This is a genomic window from Kaistella montana, assembly GCF_024436175.1.
Classification (GTDB): domain Bacteria; phylum Bacteroidota; class Bacteroidia; order Flavobacteriales; family Weeksellaceae; genus Kaistella; species Kaistella montana.
This window is the reverse complement of the sequence record NZ_JANFQP010000001.1, coordinates 1,246,543-1,267,271: the sequence shown is the minus strand read 5'-3', so window position 1 is coordinate 1,267,271 and position 20,729 is coordinate 1,246,543. Positions and strand designations below refer to the sequence as shown.

General features: G+C 37.5%; 19 protein-coding genes. 13 read left to right on the top strand and 6 right to left on the bottom strand.

The features are described from left to right. Positions 1 to 4: 4 nt before the first annotated feature. Both NOV28_RS05785 and NOV28_RS05780 read left to right on the top strand, forming a co-directional pair. Positions 5 to 1,072 (top strand): HEAT repeat domain-containing protein, encoded by a 1,068-nt coding sequence (locus NOV28_RS05785; RefSeq protein WP_255928505.1) that lies wholly within the window; start codon positions 5 to 7, stop codon positions 1,070 to 1,072. Then, complete coding sequence (locus tag NOV28_RS05780; protein ID WP_255928502.1) at positions 1,069 to 4,488, top strand: sulfatase-like hydrolase/transferase; 3,420 nt, start codon at positions 1,069 to 1,071, stop codon at positions 4,486 to 4,488. Before NOV28_RS05785 ends, NOV28_RS05780 begins: the two co-directional genes overlap by 4 nt. A gap of 14 nt (positions 4,489 to 4,502) precedes the next feature. On the opposite strand, the gene NOV28_RS05775 is transcribed toward NOV28_RS05780, so the two are convergent. Next, positions 4,503 to 5,738 carry a YaiO family outer membrane beta-barrel protein gene (locus NOV28_RS05775; RefSeq protein WP_255928500.1) on the bottom strand — a complete coding sequence of 412 codons (1,236 nt, stop codon included), beginning with the start codon at positions 5,736 to 5,738 and terminating at the stop codon, positions 4,503 to 4,505. Positions 5,739 to 6,526: 788 nt separating this feature from the next. Next, entirely contained in the window at positions 6,527 to 7,276 is a 750-nt protein-coding gene (locus tag NOV28_RS05770) for a hypothetical protein (protein WP_255928498.1), read from the bottom strand. A gap of 952 nt (positions 7,277 to 8,228) precedes the next feature. On the opposite strand from NOV28_RS05770, the gene NOV28_RS05765 reads away from it, so the two are divergent. Continuing rightward, positions 8,229 to 8,429: a hypothetical protein gene (locus tag NOV28_RS05765; RefSeq protein ID WP_255928496.1), complete on the top strand. Its 201-nt coding sequence runs from the start codon at positions 8,229 to 8,231 to the stop codon at positions 8,427 to 8,429. Positions 8,430 to 8,519: 90 nt separating this feature from the next. Here the strand turns inward: NOV28_RS05765 and NOV28_RS05760 are convergent, their stop codons facing one another. Beyond that, positions 8,520 to 9,194, bottom strand: a complete 675-nt coding sequence (locus NOV28_RS05760; RefSeq protein WP_255928494.1) for a YceI family protein — start codon at positions 9,192 to 9,194, stop codon at positions 8,520 to 8,522. Between the two features lie 366 nt (positions 9,195 to 9,560). Here NOV28_RS05760 and uvrA point away from each other — a divergent pair, with 366 nt between their 5' ends. The 4 genes from uvrA to NOV28_RS11250 all read left to right on the top strand — a co-directional run bounded on the left by uvrA (position 9,561) and on the right by NOV28_RS11250 (position 14,102). Further along, the gene (gene uvrA / locus NOV28_RS05755) at positions 9,561 to 12,395 is read left to right on the top strand and encodes an excinuclease ABC subunit UvrA (RefSeq protein ID WP_255928492.1); all 2,835 of its coding nucleotides are present in this window, start codon (positions 9,561 to 9,563) and stop codon (positions 12,393 to 12,395) included. A 157-nt stretch (positions 12,396 to 12,552) separates the two neighbouring features. Further along, on the top strand, positions 12,553 to 13,065 hold the full coding sequence (locus tag NOV28_RS05750) for a DUF421 domain-containing protein (protein WP_255928490.1): 513 nt from the start codon (positions 12,553 to 12,555) through the stop codon (positions 13,063 to 13,065). Between the two features lie 3 nt (positions 13,066 to 13,068). After that, positions 13,069 to 13,566, top strand: a complete 498-nt coding sequence (locus NOV28_RS05745; RefSeq protein ID WP_255928488.1) for a GNAT family N-acetyltransferase — start codon at positions 13,069 to 13,071, stop codon at positions 13,564 to 13,566. A 71-nt stretch (positions 13,567 to 13,637) separates the two neighbouring features. After that, complete coding sequence (locus NOV28_RS11250; protein WP_255928486.1) at positions 13,638 to 14,102, top strand: hypothetical protein; 465 nt, start codon at positions 13,638 to 13,640, stop codon at positions 14,100 to 14,102. Positions 14,103 to 14,155: 53 nt separating this feature from the next. Here the strand turns inward: NOV28_RS11250 and NOV28_RS05735 are convergent, their stop codons facing one another. The 3 genes from NOV28_RS05735 to NOV28_RS05725 are packed head-to-tail and all read right to left on the bottom strand — an operon-like array spanning position 14,156 to position 15,370. Then, complete coding sequence (locus NOV28_RS05735; protein WP_255928484.1) at positions 14,156 to 14,404, bottom strand: DUF6952 family protein; 249 nt, start codon at positions 14,402 to 14,404, stop codon at positions 14,156 to 14,158. Next, entirely contained in the window at positions 14,401 to 14,712 is a 312-nt protein-coding gene (locus NOV28_RS05730; protein WP_255928482.1) for a thioredoxin family protein, read from the bottom strand. Before NOV28_RS05730 ends, NOV28_RS05735 begins: the two co-directional genes overlap by 4 nt. Positions 14,713 to 14,731: 19 nt before the next feature. Then, positions 14,732 to 15,370, bottom strand: coding sequence for a peroxiredoxin (locus NOV28_RS05725; RefSeq protein ID WP_255928480.1), 639 nt, complete (start codon positions 15,368 to 15,370; stop codon positions 14,732 to 14,734). Between the two features lie 189 nt (positions 15,371 to 15,559). Between NOV28_RS05725 and NOV28_RS05720 the strand changes: the two genes are divergently transcribed. The 6 genes from NOV28_RS05720 (at position 15,560) to upp (ending at position 20,691) form a co-directional block, all read left to right on the top strand. Further along, positions 15,560 to 16,039 (top strand): heme-binding domain-containing protein, encoded by a 480-nt coding sequence (locus NOV28_RS05720; protein WP_255928478.1) that lies wholly within the window; start codon positions 15,560 to 15,562, stop codon positions 16,037 to 16,039. 2 nt (positions 16,040 to 16,041) lie between these two features. After that, a complete protein-coding gene (locus tag NOV28_RS05715; RefSeq protein ID WP_255928476.1) occupies positions 16,042 to 16,455 on the top strand; it encodes a thiol-disulfide oxidoreductase DCC family protein in 414 nt (137 codons plus the stop codon). An 85-nt stretch (positions 16,456 to 16,540) separates the two neighbouring features. Next, positions 16,541 to 17,185, top strand: coding sequence for a DUF4290 domain-containing protein (locus tag NOV28_RS05710; protein ID WP_255928474.1), 645 nt, complete (start codon positions 16,541 to 16,543; stop codon positions 17,183 to 17,185). A gap of 2 nt (positions 17,186 to 17,187) precedes the next feature. Then, entirely contained in the window at positions 17,188 to 18,495 is a 1,308-nt protein-coding gene (murA, locus tag NOV28_RS05705) for a UDP-N-acetylglucosamine 1-carboxyvinyltransferase (protein WP_255928472.1), read from the top strand. Between the two features lie 150 nt (positions 18,496 to 18,645). Next, positions 18,646 to 19,956: a ribosome biogenesis GTPase Der gene (gene der / locus NOV28_RS05700; protein WP_255928470.1), complete on the top strand. Its 1,311-nt coding sequence runs from the start codon at positions 18,646 to 18,648 to the stop codon at positions 19,954 to 19,956. 84 nt (positions 19,957 to 20,040) lie between these two features. Then, positions 20,041 to 20,691 carry a uracil phosphoribosyltransferase gene (upp, locus tag NOV28_RS05695; protein WP_255928468.1) on the top strand — a complete coding sequence of 217 codons (651 nt, stop codon included), beginning with the start codon at positions 20,041 to 20,043 and terminating at the stop codon, positions 20,689 to 20,691. Positions 20,692 to 20,729: the final 38 nt, after the last annotated feature.

Here is a 20,729-nt window from a genome sequence, read left to right as displayed (position 1 = left end):
AACAATGGTAATTTTTAATATTACGATTCACGAACTTTTCATCGCTTTTGTTGTATTGCTGGTTATAGTTATCATACTGATTATCGCAGTGCTCATTTATAGTTTTAGCCAATACAGATCACTGAAAAATCTCTCCGAATGGTCTCGATTAATAGATGAGAAAGTATCTGAAGCCATCGTATATGGTAAAGAGGAGGAAACTGATAGTGAGGAGTTCTTGAAGGTTTCTCATGGATCTGCATTCAGAGAGCTTTTCCTAGAAAAATTGGTAAGTACTGAAAAAAAGTTTTCGGGTATTGCACAAGAAGAAATCAAGGATTTGTTTGAAACTTATAACCTTAGCAAAGAAGCCTACAGCAAACTCAGTCAGAAAAAACCGCATCTCATAGCAGGTGGTATCCAGGAACTGACGGCGATGAAAGTGGATGCTGCTCTTCCGAAAATAGAGTCGTTTCTAAAACATCCATCTACTATGGTTTATCAAGAATCTCAATATGCAATGTTAGCTTTCAAGGGATTCAAAGGGCTAAGCTTTCTTAATAATATCTCTCATGATATTTCTGATTGGCAACAGCTTCGCTTACTTATTTCGCTCACTAGCATTCCTGAAGAGGATCAAGTAGAGATTAATAATTGGTTACAGAGTTCCAATAACTCAGTCGTTATTTTTGCCCTTAGTTTACTGAGGAAATTCCAAATGCTGTCCTTTTATCCTGCAGTATGGGATCTATTGCAACATTCAGATGTTGAGGTGAGAGTAAATGCGGTGAGAACACTATTGTCATTAGAGAATGAAAAAACAATTTCTGCTCTTGCCGAGGTTTTCCCCGATCAACCTTTGGAAGCGCAGTACGAAATTTTGAAAAAAATGGAGGTTTCCAACGATCAGGGCTCAGTCGGTTTTCTAAAAACACAACTGCTGGAGCATCCCAATACGGGCATCAGAATTCATGCTGCCGAAGCACTTTTTGCATTAGGACATCAGGAGTATTTAAATTTGTTTATCCAAGATCCTACTGCTTCCGAAGAATTAATTCATATCATTAAACACGCACTCCAGAAAAAAATATGATAACATTTTCTCATTTTATTTACGAACTCGTTATTTGGATTTTCCTAATTTACGGTGCCGCAGTTGTATTCGTTTACGGATGGATTGCTGTTTACGCACTTGGTGCCGTGATTCTCTATAAAAGGCAAAATACTTTTACCGATTATAGCATTATTGCTGGTGATCCCAATGCTTCAACATTTAGTCTTATTGCCCCAGCATATAACGAAGGGATTACTGTTGTGGAAAATGTAAGGTCTCTACTCTCACTTTATTATCATAATTTAGAAATTATCATTGTGAATGATGGTAGTAAAGACGATTCGATGCAGAAATTGATTAATGCTTATGAATTGGAATCCACCGATTTTTTTGTCCAAGGAGACATTGAAACCAATCAAATCAAAGGGATTTACAAAAGCAAAAATCCAGCTTTCAGCAAACTTATTGTGGTAGACAAAGAAAACGGAGGCAAAGCAGACGCATTAAATGTAGGGGTGAATATTTCTTCCGGTGATTATTTGGTATGTATAGATGTAGATTGTATATTAGAACAAGATTCTATCCTGAAACTTGCTAAACCATTTTTGGAACAAACAAATAAAAAGGTCATCGCATGTGGAGGGATTATCAGACTTGCCAATAATTGTAAGATTATAGATGGTAAAATAGTAGATATTAATATCCCCAAAACCTTATTGGGACGAAGCCAAGCCTTGGAGTATATCCGGGCTTTCGTCCTTGGACGTATGGCTTGGTCCCGGGCTTCTGGATTAATTCTTATCTCAGGTGCTTTCGGGGTTTTCGATCGGAAGATTGTGCTTGCGTGTGGCGGATATGATCGCAATACGGTGGGTGAAGATATGGAACTTGTGGTAAGAATGCGCAAGTATATGGAAGAGCTGAAGGAGCCGTATGAAGTAATAACAATTCCTGACCCTTTATGTTGGACCGAAGCACCAGAAACCAAAGATGTTCTCAAAAAACAACGAAATAGATGGATGCGGGGAACCATGGAAACACTGTGGAAGCATCGTAAGCTCATGTTCAACCCTAATTATGGCAAACTCGGAATGGTGAGTCTGCCTTATTGGTTCTTTTTTGAGTTCCTTGGTCCTTTAATAGAGTTTTTTGGGTATGTTGTTTTTGTTATATTCTTAATATTGGGGATTATCAGCTGGCCTTTCTTTTGGGCACTTTTTGCATTAGTCATTTGCACAGGAATTTTATTTTCTATTTATGCAGTGCTTGTAGATTTGGTGAGCCATCAGGTATATAACAAAAGAAAAGATTTCACAGGACTAATCAGTTCTGCTTTTTTAGAGCCTTTTTATTTCCATCCTATCGTCGTTTGGTCAGGAGTCAGGGGGTTCTTTGATTATTTTAGGAAAACGCATCATTGGGGCGAAATGACCAGGCAAGGTTTTAATCAGGCAGATAAAAATCTACCACTAAAAGATCGTATTTGGAAAATTCTTAAAGTGGCCCTCAGAAACTGGGGGGTATTCGCACCTGTATTTTCAGTACTTTTTTTAATAGGTGTTTCTGCCGAATGGGGATGGTACCGTTACAACTTTAATGACGATAATTACAGGGCTATAGCAGAGAATCTTTTCTTTGAAAACCTGCTCTTTGTTTTCAAATTTGTTTCCGGTATGGGGATGCTTTATTTGTTATTATCTTTTATAAAAGAGAGTTGGGCAAAAACGTTGACCATTCTTATCGGGGCAGTGGTTATTATCAGTCAATATTTCCTTTTCTTCTATTTCTCGGAATCCAAAAATTTATTGGGAGCGGATTTTCTCTACTATAGCAAAGCAGAAATGAAGCAGATTCTGCAGGCTAGTGGCATCCTCAATGTCAAAAACATAGTATTAACAGTGATTTTGGTTGCGGCAGCGATTATTCCTTTGTGGCTGGCTTTCAAATCTACTTTCAAGTCATGGTATGTTGGGGTGATCATGTTGGCAATTAGCATATTGGCCTTTTTTATCCCATCAAATGGCATTCAAGTGAAGTTCAAAAATGAATTTGAACAAACAGCTGCAAAAAGCAAATGGGCCTATTTTTTCGATTCTAATATTGATAATATGATAAGTAAATATCCTGGAATAGCTCGTTTATTGAATGCGAAAGAGGAAATAGAAATGGATCCCGATGCGATAAATCCAAACTATCCTTTCTGGAGAAAAGAAAAAACCCGAGATTTTTTAGGATCTTATATGAACCATTCTCAAAAAACACCAAACTTGGTTTTCGTTGTGCTGGAAGGAATGGGACATGCTTACAGTTCACCGAACGGATATATCGGAAACTTCACGCCTTTCCTTGATTCATTAGCATCAAAAAGTCTTTATTGGGAAAATAGTTTGAGTTCTTCTGGTAGAACATTCTCTGTTCTGCCTACAATTACCGGATCACTGCCATATGGAAGGAATGGGTTTATGGAGATGGAGAAAATACCCGCTCACTTCAACCTGTATAATATTCTGAAAAAAAATGGCTTTGATACCGGATTCTTTTATGGAGGAAATGCTGATTTTGACCAAACTAGAAAGTTTTTAGATTTTTCAGGAGTAAGTCACATTGTTGATCAGTCTTCCTATGATGCTCCATACAAAAAATTGCCGGCAAGCCATGGCGGAGAGAGTTGGGGATATGAAGATCAAGCAGTATTTTCGAAAATGCTTCAAGTGCAGCAACCTCAGGCAGGTCCTTATTTCAATATTATATTAACTTTATCTACCCACAATCCGTTCTTAATTAATAATAGTACTTATTACGAAAAATTATTTGCACATAGATTAAAGTCGGGGGGGCTTTCTCCCGAGCAACAAAAATGGGCAGCAATGCACAAGAAACAACTGGTGTCTGTGTTGAATGCAGACGATGCTCTAAAACATTTTTTTGATAATTACCGTAAGCGACCGGATTTCGCCAATACTATTTTTGTGATTACTGGTGATCACAGTATGCCTGAAATTACGATGCAATCTAAAATAGACCGATACCATGTACCTTTGGTGATCTATTCGCCCCTGCTGAAAGGAGCGAAGTCTTTCAAAAAAGTAGTGAGTCATTTTGATGTGGCACCGTCTCTTGTTGCGTATTATAAGAACAATTATAAGCTCATCACTCCATCCACGGTTACTTGGGTAGGAAAGGGGTTGCAATCAGATTTGGATTTGCAGGCTCATGGTTATCCTATGATGAGAAGTAAAAGTGAGCTTATTGATTATCATTATGGGTCTTATCATCTTGAAAGCGAGATGCTGATGAAACTTAATGACATGAAAGAATCCGCGGTAGATAATCAGTCTGAATTCACCAAAATAAATAATCAGTTCGCTAACTTTAAAAAAATGAATGCCCAATTTTATTCCTCCGGTAAAATAATGCCCGATTCAGTGATGGTCAATTATAGGAATAAAAAATAAGAACCTGTTAAGGCTTAGAATTTTCTAGTGTATCCCAAGGTGATATCAAATTGGTTGCCTTTTACATTCGGGCGAAACTCTTGGTTGAAATACATCGCAGAAACAGAAAAAAGGTTGGTCTTTTTCACCGAAAAGTTATACTCGGCACCAACCTTATAAGTCTTTAGTTTATAGGTGGTAGTATCTAAAAGATTGTTTCGGTTTTCTTCCGGACTAATTCCTGTTCCGGCTTGGAAGGCAATATAATCCTGAGCTCCTTTTAGGTAATACCTTACCGTTCCCGTATAGGAATGAGAAATGTTTTCGCGATCCGGAGTGATATAAGTACGGAGATTGAACCAGAAGTTTTTGTAATATTTTCCTACAGATGCGGTATACATCCAAAGGTTTTCGCTAAAATAAAGCTGTCGATACCCAATTTCTGCCTCAAAGCTTTTAGGGAGGTTTGCGTTCAGGGAAACACCCGTTCTGTATTTCGGGAAAATGCCTACATCACCGGAATAACCTGCGCCAACGTACAGATAGAAGGTTTTAGAGAGTCTTGGGTAGGCTTCGATTTCAAACTGAGTTCCACTGGTGGCAAATTTATTGGCATAATTCCCTTTTAGGATTACCGAGCCTATGGGAGTGACCCTTTTATAACTGATTCCCACTATATGCCAGTCATCATCAAATTGTTGATCAAAGTGGGAGAAATTATAGGTAATACCCACGGCATTCTTCGCACTCAAGTCATTGATTTTAGTGGCGAGTTCCCGGCCTTCAGTGTTTTGCGGATTAATAGCCAGCAAAGTTTCTACCGATTTTTCAGCTTCAGAGTACTTCTTAGAAGAGGAAAGAGCTCTTGCTTTTAGCGTCCATAATTCTTCGGACTGAGGATGAGATAGGAGGCCCTTATCTAAAATTTCCACAGCTTTGTCATTCTGGTCATTCCAATATTCCAGCGAAGCATAGGCAAGGAAGAAATCTTCGTCCTGAACATCTTTCTGAAAAAGTTCTGTAAATACGTTTCGGGCTGCAGCCTCATCTCCATTCCAAGTGTATAATCTTCCTAAAAACACAGCAATATCGGTATAATTAGGCGATTTTTCTAAAGCTTGTTTAGCAAGGGCGATAGAGGTGGGGTAGTCTTTCTTATCAAATGCAGCGGTTCGTGCTTCTTGGAACAATTCATCAGCACTCTGGTTTTGCTGTCCATAGAAAGATAGTGAAAACAAAAGCAAAAGTAGAAATCCAAGTCGTTGTTTCATAGCAATTAAAGTAAATGTCATTAATAGTTGTAAACATCAGGAAACAAAAAAATTGAAAGCCTAAATGTTTCCGTAAAATTAAGAATTTGGAAATACATTTCATGCTATTTTTATAAAATAAAAAAATCGCTACAATAAGTTCTTATTCATGGGAAACGGTGGTGTTTTGTTTTTGTTTGATTGTAGTCGGCACATTCTAGCTTATTACTCCTCTTAATACCTTAATGGTCAAGTGAAAATTTAACATTTAAATCCCCTCAATCAGCCCAATCCGCCCAATCCGACCAATCCGCAAGAAACTATTAATATTCTCACAAATTCTGCAGATTTACCACCATCCCTTAGCTAAGCGAAGCACCTTTGCGCCCAAATAACATACCCCAATAAAAATCCTCCTTGCGCCATAGCGTTACGCAAGCTCATCTTTTTTTAATGCCTCTCAAGGCAAAGTCTTTTTCTAGTTCGTTTCTATTTACTACAAACGCCACCAAGTAGCGCATCACTCAAATATATCCATATTATCTGAAATCTAAAAATTTTTAACCCAAAAAGACAAATCATCCAATCCAATTTAAATCTTTCCTCATTTTTCTTTCCTCTTTTCTCTAAAACTTCCAGAAACCACCTCTTTCAAATTGCGTATTGTCTAAGCCTATTGCCTAAAGCGTATTGCCTAAAGCCTATCCCATAATGCGCCGTCCCCATTTTCAAATTCCAATCTTTCCTCTTTCCTCTAAAAAAAAGAAGCAGACCTCTCAGCCCGCTCCTTCTATAAAATAAACCCCAATCTACACAATATGCACCAGCTTCAGCGCATTCATCTTGTCGCTTCGCAAAGGATACAACTCCGCATTGATCATTTGGTAAAACGCGATGAATACATAGAACATTTTTATCCCCGGATCAGTAGGAAGTGAATCCAAAGTCACCGTCAAGGTTTGTACCTCTTCATTAATAACCATAGGATTCGGAGTAGCGTACACCGTTTGCGAATGGTCATTCTCAGCATCTAGACTTGCGCAAGCCAAACCAATACTTACATGGGTTGCATATTCGGGAACACTCAGGTTTTCTTTAGGCTTGAAATCCGCAATGGTTAAGCTGCCTGCTGTGGGGTCCAACACAAAATCCTTATTCAGAATTTGGCTCAAAGGAGCATACTTGTTGAAATCAAATCCCAGCAATTGTGCCTGTCCTTCGGGGGTTGCAAATCCAATCGCAAACTTTCGGTGTCCACGTGGTGAAACACTGTCTAGGTTTTTGACTTTCGAGATAGCGCTTACCAATCGGCTGCTGGCTCGTATATCCTTTGCGCGTTTTAGGTATTCGCTCACACTGTTGCGGATCAGTTTGCCTGCTCCGTTGATATTGCCGAACTCGTTCATGTTTTCACGGGTTCTTGCAAAATTAGCATCGTTCATGATGCGTTCTCTCTCTATTCCGCCTTTTGCACGTACATAGTGTCCTTCGGAATTCTTGTAAAAGCTCATGCCATCGAGCACGCCTTTTAACTTTAAAATTGATGTTTCTTTTGCCATTTTTTTGACTTTTTAAAAGATTAATAATTTTTCTTTTTGTGCTACAATGGATAACTTTGGAGCCAGTGGTTGTTTTTTATTTTCCGTTTCGAACCGGGTTTTCAAAACTGCCATCTTCTTCCTTGTGTAATCTCATTCAGCACGGTGTAATTCCGTTGCAACTAGTTTTACAGGACAAATATAGAATGGTTTTAATACACTCACAAACAGGATGTTACATTTGGTTTTTCTTGTAACTTTTGATATTGTTTTGATTGAAAAATTCCATCTAGGTGCATTTTGTTACACCATGTTTTTTTAATCCCGTTTTATTAAGTTGGAATAAGAGGGGCAAAGGAATGTCAAAGGAATGTCAAAGGAATGTCAAAGGAAAGGGTAAAGAAAGGGTAGCCTTTGTAATAGTAAATAAAATGCAATAAGTAACAAAACGAACATTTTGTTACATTATTATGTTTTATTTAGGGCTAGTGTTGATAATAATAAGATTAATTTTTATATTTGTGAGTAAGAATGTTATTTGAATATTCTGCGAATCGTTCATTAAGGTGTCGGAAAAAGCGAAGAATTTCCTCGGAGATTTACTACATTACATGAACGCAACACTAGCACGTTGAGTGAGTCAACCGCTGCACCGTATCCTTTGTGATACTTTAGCATTGCTGCATACTTCTGCAGTAGCTTAAATAATACATACTCAGATCGTCTCGGTACCATGATGCGGGTACTTTATAATACGAATAGATGATGATTCCGCCAGATTCTTGCGGTAATAAAAAGAATCAAACACTTAAAAAATCCAATTATGACAAACCTAAAACACCATTCTTTAGGTTATTCTTCCTCTTTTTCCACACTTTTTTAGCCTTTTGCAGCATGGGATGTAACATGAGTTTTTTTAAATGAATGTTAAACAAAATCTTCAGCAAAATGAAGCAAAAAAAAATTTTTAATCGTGAAACAAAAGTTAATTATGGACGCCGTGGACGTTCATGTCGTTACCCGCTACAGCCTCGGCCACTGTAGAAGAATCATTAGAAAAATCAAAGACATCAATCACAAACTCAAACATCAGAAGGTCACCGTAGAAGAGGTCTCTGATTATTTGGGTCTAAAACCGGAAGAAATTAGAGAATTATTCCAAAAAACCGGTTGATTCATCTCCATGGTATGACGTGGTAGTTTTTGGGTGCAAAAAAAAGGCTGCAAATACATGCAGCCTTTTTTCATTTATTTCGTTATCAACTTATTTTGTTGCAACAACATGAAGCTCTAAATCTACTTCCTGAGAGATCATCCAGTCTTTCGGATCTCCTTCTGCTCCGTACGCTAATCCCCAATCTTGTCTGTTGATGGTGAATTTAGAAGTAACTTCTGCTTTTCCATTCGCTACAGCTACTTTTGCTGGGAAGGTTACGTTTACAGTTTTGTCTTTGATGGTAAGGTTACCACTTACAGTTTTGTTAGCTCCTTCAGTTTTGCTTTCAGTTCCTGCAGCTAAATCTTCAATCTTAGTGATTTCGAATTTCACAGTTGGGTATTTTGCTGCGTCAAAGAAGTCAGCACTTTTCAAGTGTCCATCTAAGTCTGCAGAAGTTTTTCCTTCGCTTTGTGCAGGATCTACAGATGCAGGGTCGGTTACCAAGGTGTTAACGTCAGAGCTTAAACTTCCTGAAGTTAAGTTGTCACCATCTAAAGAAAGAGTTCCCGAAGTTTTCATGGTTCCGAATCTTGGGTTAAGACCTCCTTTGTGGTATCCTGTCCATTTTACAGAGCTGCTGTCTGCGTTTACGGTATAGGCTTCACCTTGTTGTTCAGCTACAGCTTGTTCAGTAGCAGTTGATGCATTGTCGGTTTTAGACTCTTTACAAGATACTGCAAACAAAAATGCAGATAATGCGAGGATTGATAGTTTTTTCATTGAGAATTGATTATTGATTAAAATTGATTTGCAAAAGTAAATACTTTCATCAATCAATTTATTGATGTATGATAAGAATTATCAATAAACATCATCATAAAAATAATTATTTAGGTTAAAAATCACGTACACAGGCCTTCATGAACCTTCATTTCTTAATGGTTTTTAAAATTTTATCTAAAAAGAAAAGCTCCACAAGCCGATGATAAAACATTAAATAGTCGAACATTACCTGATCTTACCCTTTAGATTCTTGAATCTTGTCTCTTGAATCTTACCTCTTTTCATTCACAATCCTTCATGCGAAATGCCATAAAATTTCCGTATTTTTGCCCATTCCGAATTTGCTAATTTCGGAGCATTAAAATGAAAGATTCTAAAGAATATATTGAAGTTTACGGAGCACGAGAGCACAACCTGAAAAACATTTCTGTGAAAATACCACGCAACGAACTCGTGGTCATCACTGGACTTTCAGGTAGTGGAAAATCCTCTCTTGCCTTTGATACCATTTTCGCCGAAGGGCAACGCCGCTATATCGAAACCTTCTCCGCGTACGCAAGACAGTTTCTCGGCGGCCTCGAAAGACCCGACGTGGATAAAATAGATGGTTTATCTCCAGTAATCGCTATAGAACAGAAAACGACCAACAAAAATCCTAGATCTACCGTAGGTACTGTTACCGAACTTTACGACTTCCTGAGGTTATTGTTTGCAAGGGTTTCTGATGCTTACTCATTAAACTCCGGTAAAAAACTCGTTAGCTACACCGAAGAACAAATCATCGACGTCATCAAAGAAAATTACAAAGGCGAAAAGGTAATGTTAATGGCTCCCGTAGTTCGTTCCAGAAAAGGACATTATCATGAACTTTTCATTCAGATGTCCAAAAAAGGTTACGGACAAGCGAGAATTGACGGGGAACTACAGGATATTGAAGCTGATTTAAAACTCGACCGTTATAAAACCCACGACATCGATATCGTAATCGACCGATGGATTATTGGGGAAAATGCTTCCGAAAACCGAATGGAAAAATCCCTGCGAACAGCGATGCAAATGGGCGAAGGAACCATTGGTATTCAAAAATTAAATAGCGAGGAAATAGAATATTTCTCAAAAAACCTCATGGATGCCGAAAGCGGCTATTCAATGGCTTTACCTGAACCTAATACGTTTTCATTTAACTCTCCGAAAGGCAGTTGCCCACATTGTAAAGGTTTGGGTACCATCAAAAAGGTAAACACCGATTATTTTATCGAAAACCCTAAGCTTTCTATCAATCAGGGGGCTTTATTGCCTTTGGAAGATATTAAATCCAACAAATGGATTCTCGGACAAATCAAAAATATTCTCGAAATATTCGGGCTTAGTTTGATGACGCCGTTCAAAGATATTCCAGAAGAGACTTTGGATTATATTTACCATGGTTGCCACAAAGAGTTTAATAAAGATTTAAAATACGCAGGTATCACCAAGAAAATCAAAGTGAACTTTGATGGTTTGGTAGCTATCATTAATGAGATGATTGAGGATAAAGAAAGCTATGACGCTGTACTCCTCGAAAGACATTTTACCACTGAAGAGATTTGCCCGGAGTGTAAAGGTACACGCTTGCAACCTTCAAGTCTTAGTTTTAAGATTGATGGGAAAAATATTGCAGAAATCAATGCACTTTCTCTTCTTGATCTAAAAACTTGGCTGAATGAAGTAGAAGATACTTTCAGTGAAAAAAATAAAGTAATCGCCCACGAAATCCTAAAGGAAATCAAAACAAGGTTGCAGTTTCTACTCGATGTAGGACTTGATTATTTGAGTTTAAGCAGAAGTTCCCGAACGCTTTCTGGTGGAGAATCCCAACGAATTCGTCTAGCAACTCAGATAGGCTCGCAATTGGTGAATGTACTTTATATTCTGGATGAACCTTCCATCGGACTCCACCAAAGGGATAACGAAAGACTCATCAATTCATTGAAAAACCTAAGAGATATCGGAAACTCTGTTATCGTTGTAGAACATGATAAAGACATGATTCTGGAAGCTGATGAAGTACTCGATATAGGTCCAAGAGCAGGAAAGTACGGAGGAGAAATCCTATGGCAGGGAAAACCTAAAGACCTCCTGAAAGCGGATACCGTAACCGCCGATTATATGACAGGAAAACGCAAAATACAAATTCCTGAAACAAGAAGAGCGGGCAACGGAAAATCAATTGTACTGAAAGGTGCTACAGGGAACAACCTGAAAAATGTAACATTAGAAATCCCTCTAGGGAAATTGGTGGTGGTTTCCGGTATTTCAGGAAGCGGAAAATCTTCACTGATTAACGGAACATTGTACCCAATTCTCAACCGCCATTTCTACAGAAGCGTGCAGGAGCCATTGCCTTACAAGAAAATAGAAGGCATTGAACATATTGATAAAATTGTTGATGTTGATCAAACTCCGATCGGCAGAACTCCTCGATCTAATCCTGCTACTTATACCGGGATGTTCACGGATATCAGAAACCTATTTGCAGAACTTCCCGAATCAAAAATCAGGGCTTATAAACCCGGAAGATTCTCTTTCAATGTGAAAGGTGGAAGATGCGAAACTTGCCAAGGTGGTGGTTTAAAGGTAATAGAAATGAACTTTCTTCCAGATGTTTATGTGCATTGCGAAACCTGCAACGGAAAACGCTTCAACCGTGAAACACTCGAGGTTCGTTACAAAGGAAAATCCATCTCTGATGTCTTGGAAATGACCATCGATGAAGCCACTGAATTCTTCCAACCGATTCCAAAGATTTTTACGAAAGTGAAAACCTTGCAGGATGTTGGATTGGGCTACATCACGCTCGGACAGCAATCTACAACACTTTCGGGTGGCGAAGCACAAAGAATAAAACTTGCTACGGAATTGGCAAAAAGACAAACCGGAAATACCCTCTATATCTTGGATGAGCCTACAACAGGACTTCATTTTGAAGATGTGAAAGTCTTAATGGATGCCATCAATAAACTGGTGGATCTAGGGAATTCATTTATCATCATCGAGCATAATTTAGACGTAATCAAAATGGCCGATCACCTTATCGATGTAGGAATGGAAGGTGGTAACAAAGGTGGCGAGATCATCGCAAAAGGCACGCCTGAAGAAGTAGTGAAATCTAGAAAATCTTTAACGGCAAAATATCTCAAAAAAGAATTGGAAGCGTAGAATTTTTCAATACAATTCTAGAAAAAATCACCTTGTTGGGTTTCCGATAAGGTTTTTTTTTTGTCTTTATCATGCATGATTTTTACTTTTTTGTAGATGAAAATCTTCAAAACAGATGGGTAATTTTATTTTTTATTTATCTTTAATAAAATTTTCAATGGAAGATCTGCTCAATATTGTACTGCGTTCGCTCTGCGTTTATCTTTTTATGGTGGCAGGAATCCGTATTTTTGGGAAAAACCAACTCTCGCAGCTCAATGCAGGAGATGTGGTGCTGCTTCTTTTGATCTCGAATGCGGTGCAAAATGCAATGGTTGGCGAAAATACTTCATTGGAAGGTGGTCTTATTGCTGCTTTAGTGCTATTTGCTGCCAATTTTTTATTGAAGAAAATCATGTTTAAAAATCCAAAAGTGAAAAGCTTTTTAGAGTCTGATCCTGTCATCTTAATCCGCAACGGAAAGGTGTTGGAAGATAATTTAAGAAAAGTAGAAATATCGATGGATGAACTCGAAGAATCGGTGCGAGAACATGGGGTAGAAAAAATTGAAGAAGTGAAACTCTCGATTATGGAAGTGGACGGAAACATTAGTGTAATTTCAGAAAATGAAACAGATAAGCAAATCCATTATTCCAGAATTAAAAGAAGAATTAAGAAAAAATATCATTAAATAATGAACTACGAAATACGAGAATTGCAACCCGAGGATGGCGCAAAAGTAATCGAAATTTTTGAAGAAGGCATCGCAGGAGGCAATGCAACTTTTGACCAGACAGCACAGAGTTGGGAAGCTTGGGATCAGAAATATTTTAAAATTTGTCGCCTTGTTTTAGAGGACGAAAACCAGAATATCATGGGTTGGGCAGCTCTGCAACCAATCAGTAACCGAGATTGTTACAAAGGAGTTGCCGAGGTGAGCATTTATCTTTCAAATGCCGCGCAAGGAAAAGGTTTGGGATCGATGTTGCTTCAGAAATTAATTTTAGCCAGTGAGGAACATGGTTTTTGGATGCTTCAGGCAGGTATTTTCCCTGAGAATCAGCCGAGTCTCATCATTCACCAGAAATTTGGTTTTAGAATCGTAGGAAATCGTGAGAAAATCGCTGAAATGAAAGGCGTTTGGCGTGATGTGGTATTACTGGAAAGACGAAGCCGAATTGTGGGGCAATAATGGGTTTTAATTTTATTTTTAGAGTTTGGCACTAAGATTGGAATCTTGTAAAGACTTTAAAAAATTTAAAAATGAAAAATCTATTTAAAATTTTTGTAGCAGCAGGATTGGCATTTACAATGACTTCTTGTGGAACTGCAAATGATGTTTATGGCAATAACTATCCGAATAATTATCCCAATAACGGAACAGTATATAGAACATCTGATGGAACTGTTTACCGACAAGGTGATGTGTATCGGGATAGAAACGGAAATGTGTACCAAAACGGACGCATAATCAGAACCGGCGATATCTATGGAAGACCAGGTATATTAAGTCGAAATGGAACTTATGGTAATGCTAAAAGACTGCCACCAGGACAAGCCAAGAAAATCTATGGTGGAAGTGCTAAAGACTATGCCTACGGACAAACAAAGAAAAGAAATGGCTCTTGGAACAATAACCGAAACTGGCAAGATGACGACCGCTACGGTAAAGATGATTATGGAAAACACCAAAAAGGTAAACATAAAAAAGGAAAAAAATCTAAATAATTAACAAAAAACGCGGGAAACTTCCCGCGTTTTTGTTGTAAACACATTTGGTTTTACTTGTCGATAGAACCTAAAACCTTTTGTGCAAATCCGTTCAGTGCATCTTTTTCACTCATGCCGTTTTTTACGCTTTTGTGAACCTCCAATGCTCCAAAGATATTGGTAATCAGTTCTCCCGCTACATTGATGTCTTCTTCTGTAGCACCTCTGAATTCGCAGAAAGCTTCCAAAACCTCGGCGGTTTTTTCTAGATTTTCTGGAGTTTGAGTTTGATAAAACTGTCTAATTATAGGTAGCTTCATGAGTTTGCTTCGTTAAAAAGGTTAATAAGACTTTCTGCCTGATTGGTTTGTACTTGGTTGAATAATTCTCCTTTTTTGAATACCGCAAAGGTTGGTAAATTATCCACTTTTGCCAATTTTCGGCTTTCTGGTAATTTCTCCGCATCTACGTAGTAGAAAGGAATATTTTCGTTTTCTGCAGCCAATTTCTTGAATTTTGGTTTCATGATTCTGCAGTTTCCGCACCAGGATGCACCGTATTGTACCACAACCTGCTCATGGTCCGCAACGATTTGTTGCAAAGTGTCTTCTGTTAATTCTGTGTACATATCGGTTGTTTTTTTTTAATTAATTTTTGTGATTAGCAAGATATTCAGCTGTTGAATTTCTATCAGCTTTCATCGCATCTTTACCTTCTTCCCAGTTTGCAGGGCACACTTCGCCGTGTTTTTGTACGTGAGTATAAGCATCGATTAATCTTAAGAATTCTTTTACGTTTCTTCCTAAAGGCATATCGTTTACAGATTCGTGGAAGATTTTTCCGGTTTCATCGATAAGATAAGTAGCTCTGTAAGTAACGTTAGAACCTGTGTAGAATTCATTTCCTTCTTCATCAAATTCGAAATCTTGATCTACGATTCCAAGGATGTTAGCCAATTGTCTGTGAGTATCCGCAAGAATTGGGTAAGTTACTCCTTCGATTCCTCCGTTATCTTTTGCGGTGTTCAACCAAGCAAAGTGTACTTCGTTGGTATCGCAAGAAGCGCCGATTACTTTGGTGTTTCTTTTTTCAAATTCTGGTAAAGCCTCTTGGAAAGCGTGAAGTTCAGTTGGGCAAACAAAAGTGAAATCTTTTGGATACCAGAAAAGAACAATTTTTTGTTGATTTTTGGTCGCTTCTTCAAAAATGTTGATTTTCAAATCGTCACCCATTTCGCTCATTGCGTCGATTGCTACATTGGGGAATTTTTTTCCTACTAATGACATATTAATTTGTTTTTAAATTGATGTTACAAAAGTACAAAGTTTTTATCAATTGAAAAATGTTTATTGATTTATAATATCTATCGCGATTAAAGATTTGATATAAAGGTTAAATAAATTAATAGTCTTCTAGATTTTTTTTGAAGTATTTAAAAAATATTGCTGTAAATTCACATTTTAAATTTTAAAATTATGAAAAAAATCCTCGTTATTTTATTGGTAGCCTTTGTATTGATTCAGTTTTTCCCGATTGATAAAAGCAATCCTGCTCCTACACCACAAATGGATTTTCTTACCATCAAAAATACGCCTGAAAGTACCGCGAACTTGATTAGAAACGGTTGCTACGATTGTCACAGCAACGAATCTAAATATCCATGGTACAGCAACGTACAACCAATTGCATGGTTTCTGAAAGATCACATTGATGAAGGCCGAAAAGAGTTGAATTTTTCAACTTTCGCTACTTACGAACCGAAAAGACAGGCGCATAAATTACATGAAGTTGTTGAAATGATCGAAAAAGGAGAAATGCCTTTGGATTCTTATGTTTTGATTCATTCCGAAGCGAAATATTCCGAAGCGCAAAAGCAAGAATTGATTCAGTATTTTAGTAAAGTGGAGAATGATATTCGATTAACTCATAATCTGCCTGCAGAACCGAAAAAATAAACGTGGTTAACTCATTAAAATATTATGTTTTTTATGATGGAGATTGCGGATTTTGCAATCAATGGATTCAGTGGATTCTGAAAAATGATGCGCGGGATAAGTTTCTTTTTTCGTCTTTACAATCCGATTTTGGACAGCATTTTTTAAAGGAAAGAGGTCTGGAAACTCAAGAATTGAATACGATTTATCTTTGGAAACCTCATTCTTTTTATCTTGATAAATCTCAGGCAATATTTAAAATCGCTGAAGTTTTGGGAGGAAAATATCGTATTTTGAGTTATTTGAAATATTTGCCACAATCTCTTACCGATTTTATTTACAATAAAATTGCTGCAAATCGTCATCGTTTGGCTCCAGATCACTGCATGGTTCTTTCACCGAATCAGAAAGAGAAATTTATCTCTAACATTGATTAAAACAAGGAATTTTCGATAACAAAAACGCTCTAAAATTAAAGTAACGACCGATTTTTTACCTAAAACTAATTCTTATATTTGCAAAATGGAATATAATACCAATAGAACGCATCTGCACATGCCTGAATACGGCAGAATTATACAGCAGCTTGTAGAGCGTTGCAAAGAACTGGAAACTAAAGAACAGCGCAACGAAATGGCTGTAGCCATCGTAGATTTTATGGGACAGCGCAACCCGCAATTGAGAGACGAAGAAAACTATAAACATAAACTTTGGGATCACCTTTTTATCTTAGCTAATTACGATTTAGACGTAGATTCACCGTATCCTTTTCCAACGATGGAAGAGCTTCAGGTTAAGCCAAAAAGAATGGAATATCCTAAACTTCAAGGCGATTTTAAATTTTACGGGAAAAGCATTTTGCAATTGATTGACAAAGCCATCGAATTGGAAGACGGCGACGAAAAAGATGCTTTAATCCAAGTAATTGCCAATAATATGAAGAAGTCCTATAATGTTTATAACAAAGAACATGTTCAGGATGAAGTGATTTTTAGGCATTTAAAAGATCTTTCCGAAAACAGATTAGATTTAACTGGTTTGGACTCTCTTGAAAAAAGCAAAATTTACTACGCAACCAACCGAAACGGGAAATCCAACGGAAAACACCAGAACCAGAATAACCAAAACAAAAGAAGAAACTTTCAACACAATAAAAACCGAAAATAAGCATGAGCGGATCATTTAAGATAAAAGGAGGAAAAAGATTACAGGGTGAAATTACTCCGCAAGGTGCCAAAAACGAGGCGCTACAGATTTTGTGTGCGGTATTGCTTACCGAAGACGAAGTGCGAATCAATAACATTCCCGATATTCATGACGTCAACCGATTGATTGAAATTTTGGGAGATTTCGGAGTGAAAGTTACCAAAAACGGTCATGGTGATTATACTTTCAAATCTGATTCTGTAAATTTTGATTATATAAAATCACCGGAATTCAAAAAAGACGGTTCCCGACTAAGGGGTTCCATTATGCTTTTAGGCCCGATGTTGGCGAGATTTGGTGAAGCTTATATGCCGACTCCAGGTGGCGATAAAATTGGAAGAAGACGTCTTGATACGCATTTTCAAGGGTTTGTAGAATTGGGTGCAGAATTTCATTATGACGAAAACGAATATCTTTATTCACTAAAAGCAACCGAACTTCGCGGAAAATTTATCCTTTTGGAAGAAGCTTCCGTTACCGGAACGGCGAATATTGTGATGGCAGCCGTTTTAGCGAAAGGAAAAACCAGAATTTACAATGCTGCTTGCGAACCGTATTTGCAACAACTTTGTAAAATGTTGAACAGAATGGGTGCGAATATTTCCGGAATTGGGTCCAATTTATTGACCATTGAAGGAGTAGATAAGCTCCACGGAACTGAGCATACAATGCTTCCGGATATGGTGGAAATCGGTTCGTGGATCGGACTCGCTGCGATGACCAAATCTGAAATCACTATTAAAAATGTTCATTGGAACGAGTTGGGTGTAATTCCGAATACTTTCCGAAAATTAGGAATTCAATTGGAAAGACTTGGTGATGATATTTATATTCCTGCTCAGGAAAATTATAAGATTCAAAAGTTCATCGATGGTTCTATTCTTACTGTTTCCGATGCGCCTTGGCCGGGATTTACGCCGGATTTGCTTTCCATTATTTTGGTCGTAGCAACTCAAGCAAAAGGTACGGTATTGGTTCACCAAAAAATGTTCGAATCCCGATTGTTTTTCGTTGATAAATTAATCGATATGGGAGCGCAAATTATCTTGTGTGATCCGCACCGCGCAACCGTTGTTGGTTTGAATCACGAATATCCTTTGCGTGGAACAACGATGGTTTCACCAGACATCAGAGCTGGAAACGCTTTGTTGATTGCTGCGCTTTCAGCGGAAGGAAATTCTACCATTCACAATATTGAGCAAATCGACCGTGGTTATGAGAATATCGACGTAAGATTACGCGCTTTAGGTGCAGATATCGAAAGAATTTAAAAACATGAATCCAATTCAATTTTAAATAAAATAAATCCGCTTTTTTTGCGGATTTTTTATTTCTAAATTTTAAAACCTATCTTTGCAAAAATTTTTGGGCTTCAAAAGTTGAAGTAACCCATTAATAATTCATTTATTAAACAAAATTTAATGAGCAATATTGTTGCAATTGTTGGGCGTCCCAACGTAGGAAAATCAACCCTGTTTAACCGTTTTTTAGAGAGAAGAGAAGCGATCGTAGATTCTACTTCCGGGGTTACAAGAGACCGTCATTACGGAAAATCTGACTGGAATGGTGTGGAATTTACCGTGATTGATACCGGTGGTTATGAAGTAAATACAGAAGATGTTTTCCAAGAAGAAATCATCAAACAAGTTGAATTGGCGGTAGATGAAGCAACTTCAATCATCTTCATGCTGAATGTGGAAGAAGGTTTGACTGATACCGATCAGGAGATTTATGAAATGCTTCGCCGATCCAACAAACCGATTTATATTACCGTAAATAAAGTAGATTCTGCAACCGAAGAATTGGCTGCAACCGAATTTTATCAACTAGGAATCGAAAAATATTACACTTTATCTTCAGCTACAGGCTCCGGAACCGGTGAATTGCTCGATGATATCGTAAAAGAATTTCCAACAACCGAATATAAAGATCCTTTCGAAGGTTTGCCAAAAATTACCATCGCAGGAAGACCAAATGTTGGAAAATCTACCTTGACCAATGCTTTGCTCGATGTTGAACGAAATATTGTAACCGATATTGCAGGAACAACGAGAGATTCAATTCAGACCTTATACAACAAATTCGGACATGAATTTGTCTTGGTCGATACCGCTGGAATGCGTCGTAAAGCTAAAGTGAAAGAGGATTTGGAGTTTTATTCTGTGATGAGATCCATCCGTTCTATCGAATATTCCGATGTGGTAATTATCATGGTGGATGCAACTTTAGGTTGGGAATCTCAGGATATGAATATCTTCGGATTAGCTCAGAAAAACAGAAAAGGAATCGTGATTTTGGTGAATAAATGGGATCTTGTGGAAGATAAAAGTACCAATTCAACCCGCGATTTCGAGAATCAAATTAAAGAAAGAATTGGTCAATTTACTGATATTCCAATCTTGTTTATTTCAGCTTTAACCAAACAAAGAATCTTGAAAGCGGTAGAAGTAGCGATGGAAGTGTATGAAAATCGAGCTAAAAAAATTAAAACTTCAAAATTAAATGAGGTAATGTTACCGGTTTTCGAACAAACGCCACCGCCAGCTATCAAAGGAAAATACGTGAAAATCAAATATTGCGTACAACTTCCAACGCCGAGTCCGCAGTTTGTATTTTTCTGTAATCTTCCGCAATATGTGAAGGAAGCTTACAAAAGATTCACCGAAAACCAATTGAGAAAACATTTTGGTTTTACCGGAGTTCCAATCGAAATTTATTTCCGTCAAAAATAAAAACTTTAAGCCTTTCAGAATTTTTTCTGAAAGGTTTTTTATTAATTGAATTTTTCCCGAACTTTACCCACATAATTAATATCTATGATTACTGTTTTATCCGATCAATTCTCGCTTGTTAATACCTGGATTAATGAATTACGAAATGTAGAAGTGCAAAACGACCGCATGAAATTCCGTAGAAATATGGAGCGAATTGGCGAAATTGCCGCATTTGAAATTAGTAAAGGTTTAGAACAGAAAGAAATAGAAGTTACCACGCCTTTAGACAAACTTAAAGTGAAAGAAATCGCAGTTCAGCCGGTAATTACAACGATTTTAAGAGCGGGTGTTCCTTTGTTTCAGGGGATTTTAAATTATCTTGACAAAGCAGATTGTGGTTTCGTTGCAGCTTACCGAAAACACGATGCCAATGATTATTTTTCTATAAAACAAGATTATTTGACATGTCCAAATATCGATGGAAGACCTTTAATCGTTGCAGATCCGATGTTAGCAACCGGCGCGAGTTTAATAGAAGCCATCAAAGATTTGTTGAATCATGGTAAACCTACACAACTTCATATTGTGGCGGCAATTGCTTCTAGGCAAGGTGTTGAAACAATTCAAAAAGAATATCCCAACGCTAAAATTTGGGTAGGGGTTATTGATGAAAAACTTACCTCCAAAGGTTATATTACTCCTGGTTTGGGAGATGCAGGGGATTTGTCTTATGGCGAAAAACTTCAAAGATAAACGGCTTCAACATAAAATTTAAATCCTTCCTTTCTTCA